The organism is Pseudomonas sp. 18058, from assembly GCF_902706155.1.
GTDB lineage: Bacteria > Pseudomonadota > Gammaproteobacteria > Pseudomonadales > Pseudomonadaceae > Aquipseudomonas > Aquipseudomonas rustica.
The window spans coordinates 1-18,970 of the sequence record NZ_CACSJY010000080.1; the positions used below are offsets into that span (position 1 = coordinate 1).

The window sequence follows — 18,970 nt, forward strand, 5'->3', positions numbered from 1 at the left end:
ATCTTGCTTTAAGAAGATCAGGATCAAAAGATCGCAGCCTTCGGCAGCTCCTACAGGGCTATGAAAACTCATGAAATTGGTGCCATGACCCAAGCACTCATCGAACTGTCCGACCTGGGCTTCAGTTGGCCCGGTCACCCGCCGTTGCTGGACATCCCGGCGTTTCGTCTGGAACCGGGCGAAACCCTGTTTCTCAAAGGCCCGAGCGGCAGCGGCAAAACCACCCTGCTCGGCCTGCTCGGCGGTGTGCAGAAACCTGATCGCGGCAGCATTCGTTTGCTCGGCCAAGAACTGACCGAACTCTCCGCCGGCGCCCGCGACACTTTCCGCGTCGATCACACCGGCTACATTTTTCAGCAGTTCAACTTGCTGCCGTTTCTCTCGGTGCGCGAGAACGTCGAGCTGCCATGCCACTTCTCCAAACTGCGTGCGCAACGGGCGAAACAGCGTCACGGCAGCGTCGATCAAGCCGCCGCTACCTTACTCGCCCACTTGGGTCTGAAGGATGAAAGCATTCTCAGCCGCCGCGCCGATTCGCTGTCGATCGGTCAGCAACAACGCGTGGCCGCCGCACGCGCATTGATCGGCCAGCCTGAGCTGGTAATCGCTGACGAGCCAACCTCGGCGCTGGATTACGACGCCCGGGAAAACTTCATTCGCCTGTTGTTCGCCGAGTGCCGCGAAGCCGGATCGAGTCTGCTGTTCGTCAGCCACGATCAGAGCCTGGCGCCGTTGTTCGACCGTCATCTGTCCCTGGCCGAACTCAATCGTGCCGCCACGTCTGCCGAGGTCTGAGATGTATTTGTTTCGTCTGGCCATGGCCAGCCTGGCCAACCGCCGCTTCACCGCTTTGCTCACGGCTTTCGCCATCGCCCTGTCGGTCTGTCTGCTGCTCGCCGTTGAACGGGTGCGCACCGAAGCCAAAGCCAGTTTCGCCAGCACCATCAGCGGCACCGACCTGATTGTCGGCGCGCGCTCCGGTTCGGTGAATCTATTGCTGTACTCGGTGTTCCGCATCGGCAACGCCACCAACAACATTCGCTGGGACAGCTTCGAACACTTCGCCAACAACCCGAAAGTGAAGTGGGCGATCCCGATGTCCCTCGGCGATTCCCATCGCGGCTATCGCGTGATGGGCACCACTGAAGCGTATTTCGAGCACTACCAGTACGGTCGCAAGCAGCATCTGGAGTTGGCCGACGGTCGTGCATTTGCCACCGATCCGTTTGAAGTGGTGCTCGGCGCTGAAGTGGCCGATGCGCTGCATTACAAGCTCGGCGACCAACTGGTGCTGGCCCACGGAGTGGCGGCGATCAGTCTGGTCAAACATGACGACAAACCGTTCACCGTGGTCGGCATTCTCAAGCGCACCGGTACGCCGGTCGATCGCACGTTGCACATCAGCCTCGGTGGCATGGAGGCGATTCACATCGACTGGCACAACGGCGTGCCGGCGCGTGGCAACGGGCGGATCACGGCGGATCAGGCGCGCAACATGGATCTGACGCCGCAAGCGATCACCGCGTTTATGCTTGGCCTCAACAGCAAGATTTCCACTTTTGCGCTGCAACGCGAGATCAACGAATTCCGTGGCGAGCCAATGCTGGCGATCCTGCCGGGCGTGGCGTTGCAGGAGTTGTGGAGCCTGATGAGCACCGCTGAAAAAGCCTTGTTCGTGGTTTCGCTGTTCGTGGTGCTGACCGGTTTGATCGGCATGCTCACAGCGATTCTCACCAGCCTCAACGAACGTCGCCGCGAGATGGCGATTCTGCGTTCGGTCGGTGCGCGGCCGTGGCACATCGCGAGTCTGCTGGTGCTGGAAGCGTTCGCTCTGGCGCTGACCGGGGTGATCGCCGGCGTTGCGTTGCTGTACATCGGCATCGCCGCTGCGCAGGGTTACGTGCAGGCCAATTACGGTCTGTTTCTGCCGCTGGCGTGGCCGAGCGAGTATGAATGGACGCTGCTCGGTGGCATTCTGGCGGCCGCGCTGCTGATGGGCAGCGTGCCGGCCTGGCGCGCTTATCGCCAATCTTTGGCCGATGGCCTGTCGATCCGTTTATGAGGATGTTCACCATGCCCCGCGCCTTGCTTGCGCTGCTGTTGCTGGTCGCCCTGCCCGTGTGGGCCGCAGCGCCGAAAGACCTGACATGGTCGGAAATGATCCCGCCGGACGCCGCGCCGGAAGTGCCGAACATGACCCCGCTGCACGACATGTCGAAAATGAGCGATGCGCTGTCGGCGGAGTCGGCGCCAGCGGCGAAGCAGGATCTGCCGAATGCGCCGGTGGTGCAGGCGCTCGATGGCCAGAACATTCGTTTGCCGGGCTATATCGTGCCACTGGAAGTCAACGAAGAGGGGCGCACCACGGACTTCTTGCTGGTGCCGTATTTCGGCGCGTGCATCCATGTGCCGCCACCGCCGTCGAACCAGATCGTGCATGTGAAAAGCGAGTTGGGTGTGAAGCTGGATGAGCTGTATCAGCCGTACTGGATCGAGGGGCCGTTGCAGGTCAAAGCGTCGAGCAGCGAGCTGGCGGATGCCGGGTATCAGATGGAGGCGGACAAGATTTATGTGTATGAGCTGCCGGAGTAGATCCCGGTAGTTTTGTGTTGAATATATAGATGCCTTCGCGAGCAAGCTTTGCTCCTACGGTATTCACCGTCTGTAGGAGCAAGGCTTGCCCGCGAAGAGGCCTTCAGAGGTTCCACAAAAACCGGGGACTTCACTGTTTCATTGAGCTGCGTCAAAAGACCGTATCAATTGGCTTCGTACCATAGGACATCAGAAATTTTTAACGTCCTTTGGAGCCCCCATGAACAAGTCCTTGCTCAGCGCTTCGTTGTTTGCCCTCGCGCTCGCAGCCCCGCTCGCCCACGCCCACGATGCCGGTGACATCATCGTTCGCGCCGGTGCAATCACCGTCAACCCGAAGGCCGACAGCTCCAGCGTCAAGGTCGATCAGGGTCCGCTGAGCGGCGCCAACCTGGGCGGCAAGGCGACCATGAGCAGCGACACCCAATTGGGTCTCAACTTCGCTTACATGATCACCAACAACATCGGTATCGAGTTGCTGGCGGCCTCGCCGTTCGAACATGACGTGAAGCTCAAAAACACGGCCCTGCCAGCAGCCAACGGCAAACTCGGCACCCTGAAACACCTGCCGCCGACCCTCAGCGTCGTCTACTACCCGCTGGATTCGAAGTCGGCCTTCCAACCGTATGTGGGCGGCGGCATCAACTACACCTGGATCTATGACGAACACGTCGGCAGCGAAGCGCAGACTGCAGGCTTCAGCAACTTCAAGGCGAAAAACTCCTGGGGGCTGGCGTGGCAGGTCGGTGCCGATTACATGCTGACTGACAAGGTGATGATCAACGCCCAAGTGCGTTATATCGACATCGATACTCGCGCGACAGTGGAGAACAACGCAGTGGCGCCGGGCACTCGGGCACGGGTGAATGTGGATGTCGACCCGTTTGTGTACATGGTGGGGTTGGGTTACAAGTTCTAAGGAACATTCGCGTGGTGGTGGATGAGGCTTGGTGGTGGGCAGACTTGAATCTGAAGGCGACTGCCATGCAGTTGATCGGGGCGGTGCGACGATTCGTTAAATCCCCTCGCCACAAGGGATAGCGGTACATTCCGGCCGTGAAAAAGGCGCCTGTTGAAGGGCGCCTTTTTCATGTCTGCTGGAATTGTTGGGCGGCTGCAATCCAACCCCCTCACCCCAGCCCTCTCCCTCAGGGAGAGGGGGAAAGGGAGCCGATCTTCATGCTTTTCAAAACCTGAGTTCAGCCAGATAGTTCAGGTCGGCGTAAATCGAACATCCACCGCAATCAGTCCCCTCTCCCTCCGGGAGAGGGCTAGGGTGAGGGGCTCTTCTCAGGAACGGCCCAACAACCGCGCCAACCCCACGCTCATTGGCGTCTGCTCCGGCAGCTTAAACCGCGCCAGCAAGCGCTGATTATTCGCCCGCGAATGCCGAATATCCCCCGAGCGCGCCGGCCCGTAGCTAATCGGCGGCAACTCACCCACCACCGTCTGCAACGCCGCGAGCATCTGCTTGAGGTTCATCGACTGATTCCAGCCAACATTCACCGCGCCGGCTTCCACTTCAGGCTTTTCAATCGCCTGCACCAGCACGTCGACCAGATCCTCGACATAAAGGAAATCCCGCGTCTGCTCGCCATCACCAAACACGGTGATCGGCAACCCTTTCTGCGCGCGCTCACTGAAGATGCTGATCACCCCGGAGTACGGCGAGGACGGATCCTGGCGCGGGCCGAAGATGTTGAAGAAGCGGAAAATCGCCGGTTCCAGACCGTGCTGGCGGCGATAGAAATCGAAGTAATGCTCACCGGCCAATTTGTCCGAGGCATACGGTGTCAGCGGTGCTTTCGGCGTGTCTTCATCAATCGACTCACCCTCACCATTGTTGCCATACACCGCCGCGCTGGAGGCGAACAGCACACGCTTGACCCCGGCCTGACGCATGGCTTCGCAGACATTCAGCGTGCCGATGAAATTGCTCTGGTGCGTCTTCACCGGATCATCCACCGAAGCCTGCACCGAGGCCACAGCGGCCAGGTGCGCTACGGCGCTGCAACCCTGCATCGTTTGAGCGACCAGCGCCGCATCGGCAACATCGCCAACAACCAGTTCAACCTTGGGATTGTCCAGCGGCAGATTGCCGCGTTTGCCGGTTGACAGGTCATCGAGAATCCGCACCGAATGGCCCTTGGCGAGCAACGCGTCAGTCAGGTGCGAGCCGATGAAACCGGCGCCGCCGGTGATTAAAACAGGGCCTTCAGCCATGACGATAAAACCTATCCAGTAAAGCCGGGAGCGCGGCACGCCAGGCGCGCGGCTTGATCCCGAAAGTATGCAGAATTTTCTTGCAGGCCAGCACCGCGTGTTGCGGTTCTTCGGCAGCGTCCGGGCGCGCGGCGTGGGCCTGAGCGGTCGGCGCTTCGATGGCCAGGGCGTGCAGGCTGCGCGCTTCGGTCAGAATCGCCTGACCCAGCGCCAGCGGCGTGGTCGCCTCGTGGCCGGCGTAGTGATAAGTGCCCCACAGCGGCGCCGCGCAATCGAGTTGCTTGAGCACCGAGATGATCACCCGCGCAGCGTCGTCGACCGGGGTCGGATTGCCACGGCGATCATCGGCCAGCAGCAATTCTTCCGGTTGCTCGGCGCGGGCGAGGAAACGCCCGAGGGTGCCGTCGGCGCTGTCATCGAGCAGCCAGCCGAAACGCAGCAACACATGCTGCGGGCAGGTCGCGCGAACGCTCTGTTCGATACGCCACAGCGCCTGACCGCGCAGACCCAGCGGCACTGGTTCATCTTTTTCGCTGTAAGCGGTGGCGCGCGAGCCGTCGAACACCCGATAACTGGAGGGCTGCACGAGGACAATGTTGTGGTGCTGGCACAATTCGGCCAGACGCTCGATCGCGCGTTCCTGCCCGGCCATACGGATTTCGCTGACCGTCTCGGCCTGGAACCAGTCGAAATAGTAGGCGAGGTTGATCAACGCATCGGGACGGGTGTCGTCGAGCAATTGGGTCAGGCTCGCGGCATCCCAGCCGTTTTCGGGCGGGCGGGGGGCGAGGAAACCGATGTCTTCCTCCGCACCGAGGCGAATCAGCGCCTGCCCAAGGGCATTTCCGCCGCCCAGTAACATAAGGCGCATTCGCATAGAGTCAGCAGGCCCAGTCTGATTGGAACGATGGCTTGAGCGACGGATCTTGTGGAAGCGTCGCCGATAATTGCCGGAATCGTTGCATTTTGCGGGTTTAGTGCGCAACCGTCATCCGTAAAGTGTACATCCCGGATATTTGTAGTGCCTCGACTGGCGCCATCGCGAGCAGGCTCACTCCTACAATTGGAATGCATTCCCCTGTAGGAGCGAGCCCGCTCGCGATGAGACCCTGGCAGACGCTGAAGATCCTGAGCGGTACTTGCATCTTCCCCCCAGCGACCGCATAACTTATCCCATGAATCTGCCCCTCCCCGCCGACAGCGCTCTGGCAGGCTTTCACCCCGCCGTCAGCGCCTGGTTCCGCAAGACCTTCCCGACGGTCACCGCCGCCCAGGCCCGCGCATGGCCGTTGATCCGCCAGCGCCGCTCGACGCTGATCGCCGCGCCCACCGGCTCGGGCAAAACCCTCACCGCGTTCCTCGCCGTACTCGACGACCTCGTCCACCGTGGCCTGGAAAACCCCGACGGCCTGCCCGACGAAACCCTGGTGGTTTACGTCTCGCCGCTCAAAGCACTGTCCAATGACATCCGCATCAACCTGCAAAATCCACTCGCCGGGATCACCGAACAGCTGCGGCAAATGAACCTGCCGGAAGTCCACATCACCACCGCCGTGCGCACCGGCGACACCCCGCAAAAAGACCGCGCCGCCATGCGCAAAACCGCGCCGCACATTCTGGTGACCACGCCGGAATCGCTCTACGTGCTGCTCGGCTCGGAATCCGGACGGAAAATGCTCGGCACCACGCGCACGGTGATCATCGACGAAATCCATGCGATGGCCGCCGGCAAACGCGGCAGCCACTTGTCCCTGAGCCTTGAGCGCCTGCAAGCCTTGTGCGCCGAACCGCTGACCCGCATCGGACTCTCCGCCACACAAAAACCGGTCGAAGCCGTGGCGCAATTCCTCGTCGGCCATGACCGGCCCTGCGAAATCATCGACATCGGTCACGCCCGGCCACGGGATCTCGGCATCGAAGTGCCGCCCGTGCCGTTGTCGGCCATCATGGCCAACGATGTCTGGGAATTGGTCTACGACCGCCTCGCCGAACTCGCACGCGAGCACCGCACCACACTGATTTTCGTCAACACCCGGCGTCTTGCCGAACGCCTTAGCAGGCACCTCAGCGAGCGCCTCGGCAAACATGCAGTAGCGGCGCATCACGGCAGTCTGGCCAAGGAGTTTCGTCTCGACGCCGAACAACGCCTCAAGCGTGGCGAGTTGCAGGTGTTGATCGCCACCGCTTCGCTGGAACTGGGCATCGATATCGGCGAAGTCGATCTCGTCTGTCAGATCGCTTCACCGCTCTCCATCGCCGGGTTTCTGCAAAGGGTCGGTCGTTCCGGACACCAGGTCGGCGGCACGCCCAAGGGCCGCTTGTTCGCCACCACCCGCGATGACTTGATTGAATGCGCCGCCCTGCTCGACTGCGTACGCCGTGGCGAACTCGACACCCTGCATATTCCCGTCGCGCCGCTGGATGTACTCGCCCAGCAAATCATCGCCGAAGTCAGCTGTCAGGAATGGTCAGAAGACGCCTTGCTGGCGATGTTCCGCCAGGCTTCGCCCTATCGCGACCTCGACGAAAAACACTATCAAGCCCTGCTGAGCATGCTCGCCGAAGGCTACAACGGTCGTCAGGGCATCCGCAGCGCCTACCTGCACCGCGACGCCGTCAGCCGCACTTTGCGTGGCCGCCGGGGGGCGAAACTCGCTGCCGTGACCAGCGGCGGCACCATCCCCGACAACGCCGATTACAGCGTGATGCTTGAGCCGCAAGGCTTGAACATCGGCAGCGTCAATGAAGACTTCGCCGTGGAAAGCATTGCCGGCGATGTGTTCCAGCTCGGCAATACCTCCTACCGCATCCTCCGTGTGGAAACCGGCAAAGTACGGGTCGAGGATGCCCACGGCCAGCCGCCGACCATACCGTTCTGGCTCGGCGAAGCACCGGGGCGCAGCGATGAACTGTCGTTCGCCGTGGCGCGCCTGCAATCGCAGCTCGACACGTTGCTTGGCGCCAGCCCCGGAGACTTGCAACCAGCCCTCGACTGGCTGACGCAGACCCTCGGCCTCAACCGCGCCAGCGCCGAGCAACTGGTCGAATACCTCGCCCGCGCCCGGCAAACCCTCGGCGCCCTGCCCTCGCAAGATACCCTGCTGATGGAGCGATTTTTCGATGAGTCCGGCGGCACGCAACTGATCATCCATTCACCGTTCGGCAGCCGCATCAACCGCGCCTGGGGATTGGCCCTGCGCAAGCGTTTCTGCCGCACGTTCAACTTCGAATTGCAGGCTGCCGCCAGCGAAGACGCCATCGTGTTGTCGCTGTCCACCAGCCACAGCTTTGAACTGGATGAGATCTGGCGCTATCTGCACAGCAACAGCGCCGAGCACATCCTTATTCAAGCGGTGCTCGATGCGCCGCTGTTCGGCGTGCGCTGGCGCTGGAATGCCGGCGTCGCGCTGGCGTTGCCGCGTTTTACCGGCGGACGCAAAGTCGCGCCGCAGTTGCAGCGAATGAAAAGCGAAGACCTGATTGCCAGCGTGTTTCCCGATCAGATCGCCTGCCTGGAAAACCTCGCCGGCGAGCGGGAAATTCCCGAGCATCCATTGATCGAGCAAACCCTCGACGACTGCCTGCACGAGGCCATGGACAGCGAAGGCTGGCTCAATCTGCTGCGGCGCATGGAGCGTGGCGAAGTGCGCTTGATCAGCCGCGATTTGCCGGCGCCCTCACCGCTCGCGGCGGAAATCCTCAGTGCTCGGCCGTACGCTTTTCTCGACGATGCACCGCTGGAAGAACGTCGTACCCAAGCGGTGATCAACCGCCGCTGGAGCGATCCGCAATCGACTGATGATCTCGGTGCGCTGGATGCCGACGCGATTACGGCTGTGCGCGAAGAGGCGTGGCCGACGCCGAATGCTGTGGATGAAATGCATGAGGCGCTGATGAGTCTGGCATGCATCAGCGAGGATGAGGTGCAAGCGAACGAAGGTTGGCGTGAATGGCTGGAAACCTTGGCCAAAAGCGGTCGCGCCTGCCGCTTGCAGATCGATGCCGAGCATTGTTTATGGCTGGCCCGCGAACGCCTGACCTGCCTGCAAGCGCTTTATCCACAGGCCAAATTGCAGCCTGAGCTGGAGGCGTTGCCGGGATTCGATGAAGGTTGGACGTTTGACGAGGCATTGGTCGAAGTGATTCGAGCTCGCCTCGGTGCCTTTGGCCCGTTGCCGTTAACCGCTATTGCTGAACCGCTCGCACTGCCAACCGCTCAAGTCAATCAGGCTCTCGCCCAACTCGAGCGTGAAGGCTACGTGCTGCGCGGCCAGTTCACGCCGGAACTGAACATCGAAGAATGGTGCGAACGCCACCTGCTCGCGCGTATTCATCGCTACACGGTCAAGCGTCTGCGCCGGGAAATCGAACCGGTGGCGTTGCAGGATTTCATGCGCTTTCTGTTCGACTGGCAGCACCTTTCGCCCGCGACTCGTGGCCAAGGTAGCGCGGTGTTGCCGGCGATTGTCGGCCAGTTTGAAGGTTACGCGGCAGCGGCCTCGGCGTGGGACAGCGACATTCTCCCGGCGCGCCTGAAAGACTATTCGCCGAGCTGGCTGGATGATCTGTGCCGCAACGGCAAACTGGTATGGACACGCTTGAGTGCCCGGCAAAAAGTCAGCGGCACGGCGTTGCGCAGTACGCCGATTGTGTTGCTGCCGCGCAATCAGGTTGGCTTATGGAGCGCGCTGGCCGAACAGACGCCCGTGAGCGAACTCTCGCCGAAAACCCAGAAAGTGTTTGAAGCCTTGAGTCAGCACGGTGCGCTGTTTTTCGATGAGCTGATTCATGAAGCGCATTTGCTGCGCACCGAACTGGAAATCGCCTTGCAGGAACTGGTCGGTGCCGGGCTGGTGAACGCCGACAGCTTCGCCGGCCTGCGTGCGCTGATCACCCCGGCGAGCAAGCGCCAGCAGCGCAGCAGTCGGCGTGGACGCGGGGCGTTTGTTGGCGGCATGGATGATGCCGGGCGCTGGGCGTTGCTACGGCGCGGGGCGGCTGTGGATAACAGCGAAACCCTGGAGCATGTCGCCATGACCTTGCTGCGCCGTTACGGCGTGGTGTTCTGGCGCTTGCTGGAGCGTGAGGCGGATTGGCTGCCGAGTTGGCGGGAATTGCTGCGTACGTTTCATCGGCTGGAAGCGCGCGGCGAGATTCGTGGCGGGCGGTTTGTCAGTGGTTTGGCGGGGGAACAGTTTGCCTTGCCCGAAGCCATTCCACTGTTGCGCGAGGTACGGCGGCGGCCGCATGACGGCAGTCTGGTGGCGGTGTGTGGGGTTGATCCGTTGAATCTGGCCGGGACGTTGCTGCCGGGGGTGAAAGTGCCGGCGCTGGTGAGCAATCGATTGGTGTATCGGGATGGGTTGCCGGCGGCGGCGGAGATTGCCGGCAAGCAGCAGTTCTGGCTGGAGCTGGATCAGATCGATATGGAGCAGGTGCGCGGCAAATTGATCCGGCATTGAGGTTGTCCTCACTGGCCCCTTCGCGAGCAAGCTCGCTCCCACAGGGATTTGCGGCGTACACAAATCCAATGTGGGAGCGAGCTTGCTCGCGAAGAGGCCGGCACTGCCCCACATAATCTTGCGCTATGTCCGCGACCCCTGCGGCACCTCGGTCGCCACCACCTCTCCCTCCTGCACCTGCCGCTTCGGCAACAGAACCTGCTGTGGATAAGTCTGCGCGAAATGCACCGTCTCGGTGTTATCCACAAGCTTCTTCAAACGCTGGTTAAACGCCCGGCTCACCGCATACTGCCCACCCGACACCGTCCTGAACTGCGCCGTCAGCACCACGCCATTCAAATCCATCCGATCCACGCCAAACACATCCAGCGGCCCTTGCAGGTTGTACTTGAGGAAAGGGTCTTCGCGGATCGAATCGCCGGTCTCGCGAATCAACTCGATGGCTTTATCCACGTCCGTGTCATAGGTGAACTGCACCGAGAAAAACGCATAGGCAAACTGCCGCGATTGGTTGGTCACAGCCTTGATCTGGCCGAACGGCACCGAGTGCACAAAACCCTTGCCGTCACGCAGCCGCAGGGTACGAATGGTCAGCCCTTCGACCGTACCGGCATGCCCGGAATCGAGCACCACCCAATCACCAATCGACAGGGTGTCTTCGATAATGATGAACAGCCCGGTAATCACGTCCTGCACCAGTTGCTGCGAACCGAAACCGATGGCCAGACCGACCACACCGGCACCCGCCAGCAGCGGCGCAACGTTGATCCCCAGGTTGGCCATGGTGGTGATCGCGCAGATCACCACGAGGATGATCTTGATCGCGTTGCGCAGCAGCGGCAGGATGGTTTTCACCCGTGTGCTCGGCTGGCGCGCCGCGCGTTTGCTGAGCGGTGGTTTCAGTGCCTCCTGAATCGCCGTGTCGAGCACCACCCACAACAGCCAGGTCACCAGGAAGATCAGGCCGATGCTGCTCAGCGCGTTACTGATTGCTCGCCCGACCGTACTGCTCTGGGCGAAATCAAGCAGCGACACGCCCCAGATCCGTCCGAGAATATCGATGAAGGCAATCGCGATGACGATCCGCAGCAAGGCGTGCAACAGGCTCAGGAAGCGTTCCTTGTAGGCGCTGCTGCGCTGGATCGCTTCGGCTTTTCGTGACTTGAACAAGTGCTGCAGAATCGTGCTGAGAAATACCGTGCCGATCAGCAGCACCGTGGTGAACAACGCGCAGCGCAGGGCTTTTTGATTGTCCTCGCCGATGCCGATCAGATTCACCGCCGAGACCAGCACCATCAACACAATCGGCCAATACCACAGCCCGGAAAAAATCCGCAGTGACTCCTGCAAGGAGGGCTGTTTCAAACGTTGAGCCAGCGAGCGGTTGCGAATCAGATGCGCCACTGGGCGACGCAAGCGAATCACCAACAATCCGAAAATCACCGAGGCGATCAGGCCGGTAAACACGGCGACGCTGCTGGTGATATTGCCGCCCAGTTGCCGGGCGATTTGCGGGCTGGTCAGCGCATCGCTGAGGGCGGCGAGGAAGCCGATCAGGAACAACGGCCGCGGGCAATAATTGCAGATGATACGTGCAGCGGGACGTTTGTGCCCGACGTTGAACATCACCACCACGCATAGCAGCATCGAAGTGGAAAAGATGCCGCTGCTGGTGGCATAAGCCAGACACAGCGCCAGCGCGCGCCCCACCGAAGCTTGCAGAAAATGACTGACATACAGGGTCAACGGCAGGCAGATCAGCGCCGGAAGCGTGTACGGCAGCAAGTAGCCGATCAGATCCTGACTGCGCTGGCGGGTGCGTAACCAGCGGCCTCCACGCATACGGTTGGCTAACAGACTGCCGAGTACGGTCAGCAGCGCAAAACTGCCGAGCCAGGTGCCGGACAGCGTGAGGAAATCTCCGGCGACACTCCAGCCTGAGCGGTTCGACGGCTGGTTGACCAGTTTGTCGACTTCATCGGCCGCACGGTCGGCGCGCAGGCGCCAGGCGTCGACCAGATGCTCGTTGATGTCGAGTTTGTCCTGCACGTCGTCGATGCTCGAACTGATCGCACCGAGCAGACCGCCCTGCACCAGCGGTTCGGGTTTGGCCGGTTCCTCGGCAGCGGCCGGAACACCCGGCAGCGCGGCGGCGTCGATTTCACTGGCACCGAGAAACAGCAATGCTCCCAGCAGAATGGCGATCCTGAACTTGACCAAAACTCCGATCTCCCGTGGCTGAACCTGTAAGGAACTGATCGATAATTGGCCGGCAAGTTCACGAGCCCCTCACCCAATGCCCGTGTCATGAGGTTCTGTAGGAGCAGAGCTTGCTCGCGAAGGCGTCCTTTCATTGAACATTGATGTTGGATGATCCGCCGCTTTCGCGAGCAAGCTCTGCTCCTACAAAGGCTCGGTCACCCCTATTGGCTGACCGTCCGTAATACCGCCGAAACTTTCCCGATCCGCCCGCAGTCATCAAAAGACAGCGGCAACACGAGGGCTTTCAACGGGAGGGTGGCATGGCGACGATTCACATCGGTATTTCCGGCTGGCGCTACGAACCGTGGCGCGGGGACTTCTACCCCAAGGGACTGGCGCAAAAGCGCGAATTGCAATTCGCGTCGAGGGCGGTCAACAGCATCGAAATCAACGGATCGTTCTATGCCCTGCAACGACCCGAACGCTATGCGCAGTGGTACGCCGAAACACCCGACGACTTCGTCTTCAGCGTCAAAGCCCCGCGCTTCATCACCCATATCCGCCGTTTGCGCGATATCGAAAAACCCTTGGCTAACTTCTTCGCCTCCGGGATTCTCGAGCTCAAGGAAAAACTCGGGCCGATCCTTTGGCAGTTCCCGCCGAACTTCAAATTCGAGCCTGAGCGTTTCGAACATTTCCTCGCTCTGTTGCCCCACGACACCGAAGCGGCCGCCGCCCTCGCCCATCAACATGACTCCCACCTGCACGGCCACGCGAGCATGAAAGCCTGGCGCAAAAAGCCGTTACGCCACGCCGTGGAAATCCGCAACGACAGCTTCCTCGATCCCGAATTTGTGCGGTTACTGAAGCGCTACAACACCGCGCTGGTAATCGCCGACACCGCCGATAAATGGCCGTACCGCGAAGACCTCACCAGCGACTTCGTTTATCTGCGCCTGCACGGCGCCGAAGAACTCTACGCCAGCGGTTACACCGCGCCAGCCCTCAAGCGTTGGGCCGAGCGCATCGACGCCTGGCATCACGGCGAGCAACCCAAAGATGCCCATCTGATCGCCCCGCGCTTGAAGCCGCGCGCACGCAAATCCCGCGAAGTGTTCTGCTATTTCGACAACGACATCAAAGTCCGCGCGCCCTACGACGCCCGTGATCTGCTGCACCGTTTCGAGCTGGATAAAGACCTCGCCACCACCCCCGGCGAACCCGCTGGCGAAGGAGTGCTGGCATGAGTATTTCAGAACCGGTCGGCTTCACCGATGAAGGCTCGATCGTCGCGCCGTCGGTGCGCACATTCACCGTGCTGACGGTCAATACCCACAAGGGTTTCACCGCACTGAATCGGCGTTTCATCCTCCCGGAATTGCGCGAAGCAGTACGCAGCGTCGCCGCCGACGTGGTGTTTTTGCAGGAAGTCCATGGCACCCACGAGCATCATCACAAGCGCTACAGCAATTGGCCGACGATGCCGCAGTACGAATTCCTCGCCGACAGCCTCTGGCCGCAGTTCGCCTATGGGCGCAACGCGGTGTACCCGGACGGCGATCACGGCAATGCGTTGTTGTCGAAATTCCAGATCATCCGCCACGACAATCTCGACGTGTCGATCAGCGGCCATGAGAACCGTGGCCTGCTGCATTGCGTGCTGCGTCTGCCCGGCGACGGCGCCGAGATCCATGCGATCTGCGTGCATCTGGGCCTGCGTGAAAGTCATCGCAACGCCCAGTTGAAGCTACTCGGCGAACGCTTGGCCGAACTGCCGGACGACGCGCCCGTGATCGTCGCCGGTGACTTCAATGACTGGCGCCAGCGCGCCGATGCGTTGCTCAAACCCTGTGGCCTGCGTGAAGTGTTCGCCGAGCACCACGGCAAACCGGCGCGCAGTTTCCCCGCACGTCTGCCGACCCTGCGCCTCGACCGTATTTATGTCCGTAACCTCAAGGCCAGCCAGCCGAAAGTCCTTGCCAACCGGCCCTGGTCTCACCTTTCCGACCACGCACCGTTATCGGTGGAGATCGAACTATGAACAGCGCGCCGCTGGAGAAATCCGCCGTGGAACCCATCAGCATTACCCCACCGGTGCGCGAGCCCGGTCAGGTCGACGTCGAGTACCGCTGGCAGGGCGGCAACCATGTGCAATTGCTGGAAAACGGCGAGGAATACTTCCCGCGTGTGTTTGAAGCAATGCGTGCGGCGAAGAGTGAAATCATTCTCGAGACCTTCATCGTTTTCGAAGACAAGGTCGGCGCCGAGTTGCAGGAGATTCTGATTGATGCGGCCAAGCGCGGCGTGCGCACCACCGTCAGCCTCGACGGCTTCGGTTGTGGCGAATTGACCACCGGCTATCTCGCCGCGCTGAGTGAGGCCGGCGTGCATTTGCAGATCTTCGATCCGGCGCCGAAACGCCTCGGCATTCGTACCAACTGGTTCCGCCGCTTGCACCGCAAAATCGTCGTAGTCGACGGCATGGTCGCGTTCATCGGCGGGATCAATTTTTCTGGCGATCATCTGGCCGATTTCGGCCCCGAAGCCAAGCAGGATTATTCGGTGGAAATTCACGGCCCGGCGGTCGCCGACATCCATCATTTCGCCCTGTTGCAAAGTGGTCGCCCGGGTCGCGCGCGGTTCTGGTGGCAACGCCGGCGCCAGCGTCGCGCGGAAATGGCCTTCGATGATCATGACGGTCAGGTGCGTCTGGTGTTCCGCGACAACGACCAGCACAGCACCGATATCGAAGACGTTTATCTGCAAGTGCTGCGCCGCGCCAAACGCCGTGTGGTGATCGCCAACGCCTACTTCTTCCCCGGTTACCGCTTGCTGCGCGAAATGCGCAATGCCGCGCGGCGCGGTGTCGATGTGCGGCTGATCCTGCAAGGCCAGCCAGACATGCTGGTGGCGAAACTCGCGGCGCGCATGACCTACGATTATTTGCTCAAGGCTGGCGTGCAGATTCATGAGTATTGCCAGCGTCCGCTGCACGGCAAAGTCGCGCTGGTCGATGAAGAATGGAGCACCGTCGGTTCGAGCAATCTCGATCCGCTGAGTCTGTCGCTGAACCTGGAAGCCAATGTGCTGATCCGCGATCGCGCGTTCAATCAGCATCTGTTCGAGCGCCTCGAAGACCTCAGCCAAAACCACTGCAAAGCCATGGACGCCAGCAAGTCGCCACGCGGGCGCATCTGGCACATGACCGTGGGCTTTCTGGTGTTCCACTTTCTGCGGCATTTCCCGGCGATGGCCGGTTGGTTGCCGGCGCACAAACCGCGGCTCAAGCCGTTTCGAGGTAACCGCTCATGAGCCATTCCGAAGCGCACCCGAGCGGTCACGCGGCGCCAGCGACGCACTCGAAATGGAGCCGCTGGAAACGTCCGCTGACGCTGCTGTTTTTCCTCGTACTGATTGTGCTGCTGACGATGTTCGCCACGCGCATCGAATGGAAAGAAGTGCTGGAAACCCTTGCCGACTTCAAGGTGCGCACGCTGATCATTGCCGCCAGCCTGACGCTGCTGAGCTTTCTGGTGTACGCCAGTTTCGACCTGATCGGCCGCACTTACATTCGTCAGGATCTGACCTGGAAACAGATCCTGCCGGTGGGGATTATCAGCTACGCGTTCAATCTGAACCTGAGCGCGTGGGTCGGCGGCATCGCCATGCGTTATCGGCTGTATTCACGGTTGGGCGTGAGTAAAGGCAACATCGCCAAGATTCTCGGGCTGAGCCTAGCGACTAACTGGTTTGGCTACATGACCATTGCCGGTGCGGTGTTCAGCAGCGGTCTGGTGACTATGCCGCCGGGGTGGAAAGTCAGCAGCGGCGCGTTGCAGGGCATCGGGGTTTTGTTGTTGCTGGTCAGCGCCGGTTACCTCGCGGCGTGTCAGTTTTCCAAGCGCCGCGAGTGGTCGATTCGTGGTGTGGAAATCAACCTGCCGTCGCTGCGCATGGCAGTGTTGCAACTGCTGTTGGGCGCGTTGAACTGGTCGCTGATGGCGGCGGTGATTTTCACGTTATTGCCGAGCAAATTGGATTATCCGTTGGTGCTGGGTGTGCTGTTGATCAGCGCGATTGCCGGGGTGATCACGCATATTCCGGCGGGGCTTGGCGTGCTGGAGGCGGTGTTTGTTGCGCTGCTGCAGCATGAAGCTTCGCGAGGGAGTCTGGTGGCGGGGTTGCTGGCGTATCGGGCGATTTATTTTCTGTTGCCGTTGTTGATTACGGTGGTGATGTATTTGGTGGTAGAGGCCAAAGCCAAGGCGTTGCGGATAGAGAAAAAACCTAGGCATTAAGATCAAGAGATCGCAGCCTTCGGCAGCTCCTACAGTTGGAATGCATTCTCCCTGTAGGAGCTGCCGCAGGCTGCGATCTTTTGATCTTCAAGACTGAATAATGCTCAACCGTTCGCCGACGACCATCTCGGTAATCCAGTCCACCAATATCGAGGTGTAAGCCTGCTGCGAAACCGGCTCGCTCAGCGCGTGATCGGCGCCATCAATAATCCGGTGTGTCAGCGAATGCGTCTGCTGACACGCCGCGCGGTAACTCATGATCGCCGCGTGCGGCACGTAGTCATCGGTTTCCGATTCCACCAGCAACACATCCCCGGTGAACTGCGAGCACGCATGCAACGCACGGTTGCTGTCGGCGCGCACCAGCGTGCTTCGATAATCACGTAAATCCGCTTTATCCAGCTCCCGCTTCGGCGTGTGCCATTGCTCGTCGCGATATAGCGCCGGCACCCGCAGCGCCAGCCAGCGCACCGGGCGCAGCGACGTCAGGATTGCAGCCAGATAACCACCGTAACTGGTGCCGACCACGGCAATCGCCGAGGTATCGAGCGCAGGATGCGCGAGCAAGCGATCGTAAGCAGCAAGCAGATCACGCAGATTGTCTTCACGGGTGACGCGGGTCAGCGGAATTCCGGTGCCACCGGTATGCCCACGCAAGTCGAAGGTCAGGCACACGCACCCTAGCCCTGCAATACCTTTGGCCCGTTCAAGATCTCGCTCCTGACTGCCGCCCCATCCGTGAACAAACAACACCCCCGGGACTTTCGATTTGGGACTGAGAAACGTCCCGCTCATCTGTTCATCATCAATGTCGATTTGAATGCTTTCGCTTCTAGCCGTCATAAGATTTGACCGTTACGTATTTGAGGAGAAATTCACTGTTTTCGGCCGGGCCGCGATACACCTCGATGGCGTCCGCCGGCAGCGGCTGATCGATGTAAGTTTCCACCGACGACACACGAATCGCGCGCATCCCCGGGTCGTTGACGAAGCTTTGCAGCGCGGCAACTTCAGCACTGCTGGCACCGCCCATGCGCCAGGATTGTTCGAGCACGCCGCTGCGGGTTTTGCCGTTGCTGTCCAACCCTTGGGCGATGTCGTAATTGCGCCGCGAGGCGTAGAAGCGCGGATAAGCTTCATCGGCAGCGCTGTCGAAAATCTGCGCCTGTTCGATGGCCAGCCGGACATCGTCCGCCAGATCCAGCGCCAGCAGATCAGCATAGCCGCCCTGCACCACCAGCAGGTTCGAACCGCCATACACGTCTTCGCCATGGGCATCTTTGGTCAAGTATTGATCACCGCAGTAGCTCAGCACTTTGTCGCCGATGAACGTCTGGCCGACGCTGTGGGTGACGACGTCGCTCAAGTCCTGTTCCAGTACCACGCCTTCGCTGAACTGTTTTTCGATATCGGGCCGGGCGAGGATTTCATCGAAGGCGTCGAGGCTCTTGATCACTTCCTGGCCACGACCGGCGCAGGCATGAACCGGCTTCAAACGGATCGGCCCGCTGTACAACAAATGCTCGGCCGCGGGTCGCGCATCTTCCAGGGAAAACACGCTGAGGCCGTCGAGCACCACGTTGCGCACCCGTTCGGAAAACAGCGGCGACCAGCCCTCAGGCGCATGGGCCAAGTGGCTGCGCAAACCGTGGCTGATGGCTTTGGTGCAAATGAAGTCGTGCTCGACAAATCCGCCCCACAAATCTTCCGGGCCTTTGATGCCGAGTTCGTGAGCGTGGGTGGCGCCGACGATGGTTTGCGTCGGCAATAGATAAAGGTCACGACCGCGATGTTTTTCCGGGTCGTAACTGCCACCGAATTTGAACCCGAGAATTTGCGCCAGCCAACGGGCCAGTGCTTTGTTGGTTTGCACTTCATGCTGCGGCGCGCCGGCACGCACCGAGTGGGCGACGACGATTTTCCTGCGGGTGATCGGGGTCATGCGTCCCCCTTCCCTCGGTTCGATGACTGTAGCGGTGAAGGGTGCAGAGATCAGGCCAACGGCTGCTCTAGGGAAACCCTCGTTTAATCAGAAACTTGGCGAAATCGTGCTGGCACCACGCCTGTTTCAATCTGCACGACCACCCGTAAATCCCCGGCAAATTGCACGATCCAAAACCAAACCGAAATCCCCCTGTGGGAGCGGGCTTGCTCGCGAAAGCGGTGTGTCAGCTTGCGCATGGGTTAACTGAC

14 protein-coding genes are annotated in these 18,970 nt (G+C 60.7%); 9 read left to right on the forward strand and 5 right to left on the reverse strand.

Annotation, left to right across the window (positions count from 1 at the left end):
• Positions 1-84: 84 nt before the first annotated feature.
• The 4 genes from GVL50_RS26565 to GVL50_RS26580 all read left to right on the forward strand — a co-directional run bounded on the left by GVL50_RS26565 (position 85) and on the right by GVL50_RS26580 (position 3,511).
• Complete coding sequence (locus tag GVL50_RS26565; RefSeq protein ID WP_053124268.1) at positions 85-795, forward strand: ABC transporter ATP-binding protein; 711 nt, start codon at positions 85-87, stop codon at positions 793-795.
• 1 nt (position 796) lies between these two features.
• Positions 797-2,062, forward strand: a complete 1,266-nt coding sequence (locus GVL50_RS26570) for an ABC transporter permease (RefSeq protein ID WP_053124270.1) — start codon at positions 797-799, stop codon at positions 2,060-2,062.
• An 11-nt stretch (positions 2,063-2,073) separates the two neighbouring features.
• Positions 2,074-2,592: a DUF3299 domain-containing protein gene (locus tag GVL50_RS26575; RefSeq protein ID WP_159815616.1), complete on the forward strand. Its 519-nt coding sequence runs from the start codon at positions 2,074-2,076 to the stop codon at positions 2,590-2,592.
• 220 nt (positions 2,593-2,812) lie between these two features.
• Complete coding sequence (locus GVL50_RS26580; protein ID WP_053124272.1) at positions 2,813-3,511, forward strand: OmpW family protein; 699 nt, start codon at positions 2,813-2,815, stop codon at positions 3,509-3,511.
• A gap of 371 nt (positions 3,512-3,882) precedes the next feature.
• Here GVL50_RS26580 and GVL50_RS26585 read toward each other — a convergent pair whose 3' ends face one another.
• Both GVL50_RS26585 and GVL50_RS26590 read right to left on the reverse strand, forming a co-directional pair.
• Positions 3,883-4,815, reverse strand: coding sequence for an NAD-dependent epimerase/dehydratase family protein (locus tag GVL50_RS26585; protein ID WP_159815617.1), 933 nt, complete (start codon positions 4,813-4,815; stop codon positions 3,883-3,885).
• On the reverse strand, positions 4,808-5,692 hold the full coding sequence (locus GVL50_RS26590) for a sugar nucleotide-binding protein (protein WP_159815618.1): 885 nt from the start codon (positions 5,690-5,692) through the stop codon (positions 4,808-4,810). The genes GVL50_RS26585 and GVL50_RS26590 overlap by 8 nt, the downstream gene beginning before the upstream one ends.
• Before the next feature lie 298 nt (positions 5,693-5,990).
• Here GVL50_RS26590 and GVL50_RS26595 point away from each other — a divergent pair, with 298 nt between their 5' ends.
• Positions 5,991-10,277 carry a DEAD/DEAH box helicase gene (locus tag GVL50_RS26595; protein ID WP_159815619.1) on the forward strand — a complete coding sequence of 1,429 codons (4,287 nt, stop codon included), beginning with the start codon at positions 5,991-5,993 and terminating at the stop codon, positions 10,275-10,277.
• A gap of 123 nt (positions 10,278-10,400) precedes the next feature.
• Here GVL50_RS26595 and GVL50_RS26600 read toward each other — a convergent pair whose 3' ends face one another.
• Positions 10,401-12,497 (reverse strand): mechanosensitive ion channel family protein, encoded by a 2,097-nt coding sequence (locus tag GVL50_RS26600; protein ID WP_159815620.1) that lies wholly within the window; start codon positions 12,495-12,497, stop codon positions 10,401-10,403.
• Between the two features lie 302 nt (positions 12,498-12,799).
• Between GVL50_RS26600 and GVL50_RS26605 the strand changes: the two genes are divergently transcribed.
• The 4 genes from GVL50_RS26605 to GVL50_RS26620 are packed head-to-tail and all read left to right on the forward strand — an operon-like array spanning position 12,800 to position 16,777.
• On the forward strand, positions 12,800-13,726 hold the full coding sequence (locus GVL50_RS26605) for a DUF72 domain-containing protein (protein WP_159815621.1): 927 nt from the start codon (positions 12,800-12,802) through the stop codon (positions 13,724-13,726).
• Complete coding sequence (locus tag GVL50_RS26610) at positions 13,723-14,520, forward strand: endonuclease/exonuclease/phosphatase family protein (protein ID WP_159815622.1); 798 nt, start codon at positions 13,723-13,725, stop codon at positions 14,518-14,520. The genes GVL50_RS26605 and GVL50_RS26610 overlap by 4 nt, the downstream gene beginning before the upstream one ends.
• A complete protein-coding gene (gene clsB / locus GVL50_RS26615; protein ID WP_159815623.1) occupies positions 14,517-15,791 on the forward strand; it encodes a cardiolipin synthase ClsB in 1,275 nt (424 codons plus the stop codon). Before GVL50_RS26610 ends, clsB begins: the two co-directional genes overlap by 4 nt.
• Complete coding sequence (locus GVL50_RS26620) at positions 15,788-16,777, forward strand: lysylphosphatidylglycerol synthase domain-containing protein (RefSeq protein WP_159815624.1); 990 nt, start codon at positions 15,788-15,790, stop codon at positions 16,775-16,777. Before clsB ends, GVL50_RS26620 begins: the two co-directional genes overlap by 4 nt.
• A gap of 87 nt (positions 16,778-16,864) precedes the next feature.
• On the opposite strand, the gene GVL50_RS26625 is transcribed toward GVL50_RS26620, so the two are convergent.
• Together GVL50_RS26625 and GVL50_RS26630 are read right to left on the reverse strand one after the other, a co-directional pair.
• Positions 16,865-17,620 (reverse strand): S9 family peptidase, encoded by a 756-nt coding sequence (locus GVL50_RS26625; protein ID WP_008081888.1) that lies wholly within the window; start codon positions 17,618-17,620, stop codon positions 16,865-16,867.
• Positions 17,610-18,719, reverse strand: coding sequence for a DUF3182 family protein (locus tag GVL50_RS26630; protein ID WP_159815625.1), 1,110 nt, complete (start codon positions 18,717-18,719; stop codon positions 17,610-17,612). The genes GVL50_RS26625 and GVL50_RS26630 overlap by 11 nt, the downstream gene beginning before the upstream one ends.
• Between the last annotated feature and the right edge of the window lie 251 nt (positions 18,720-18,970).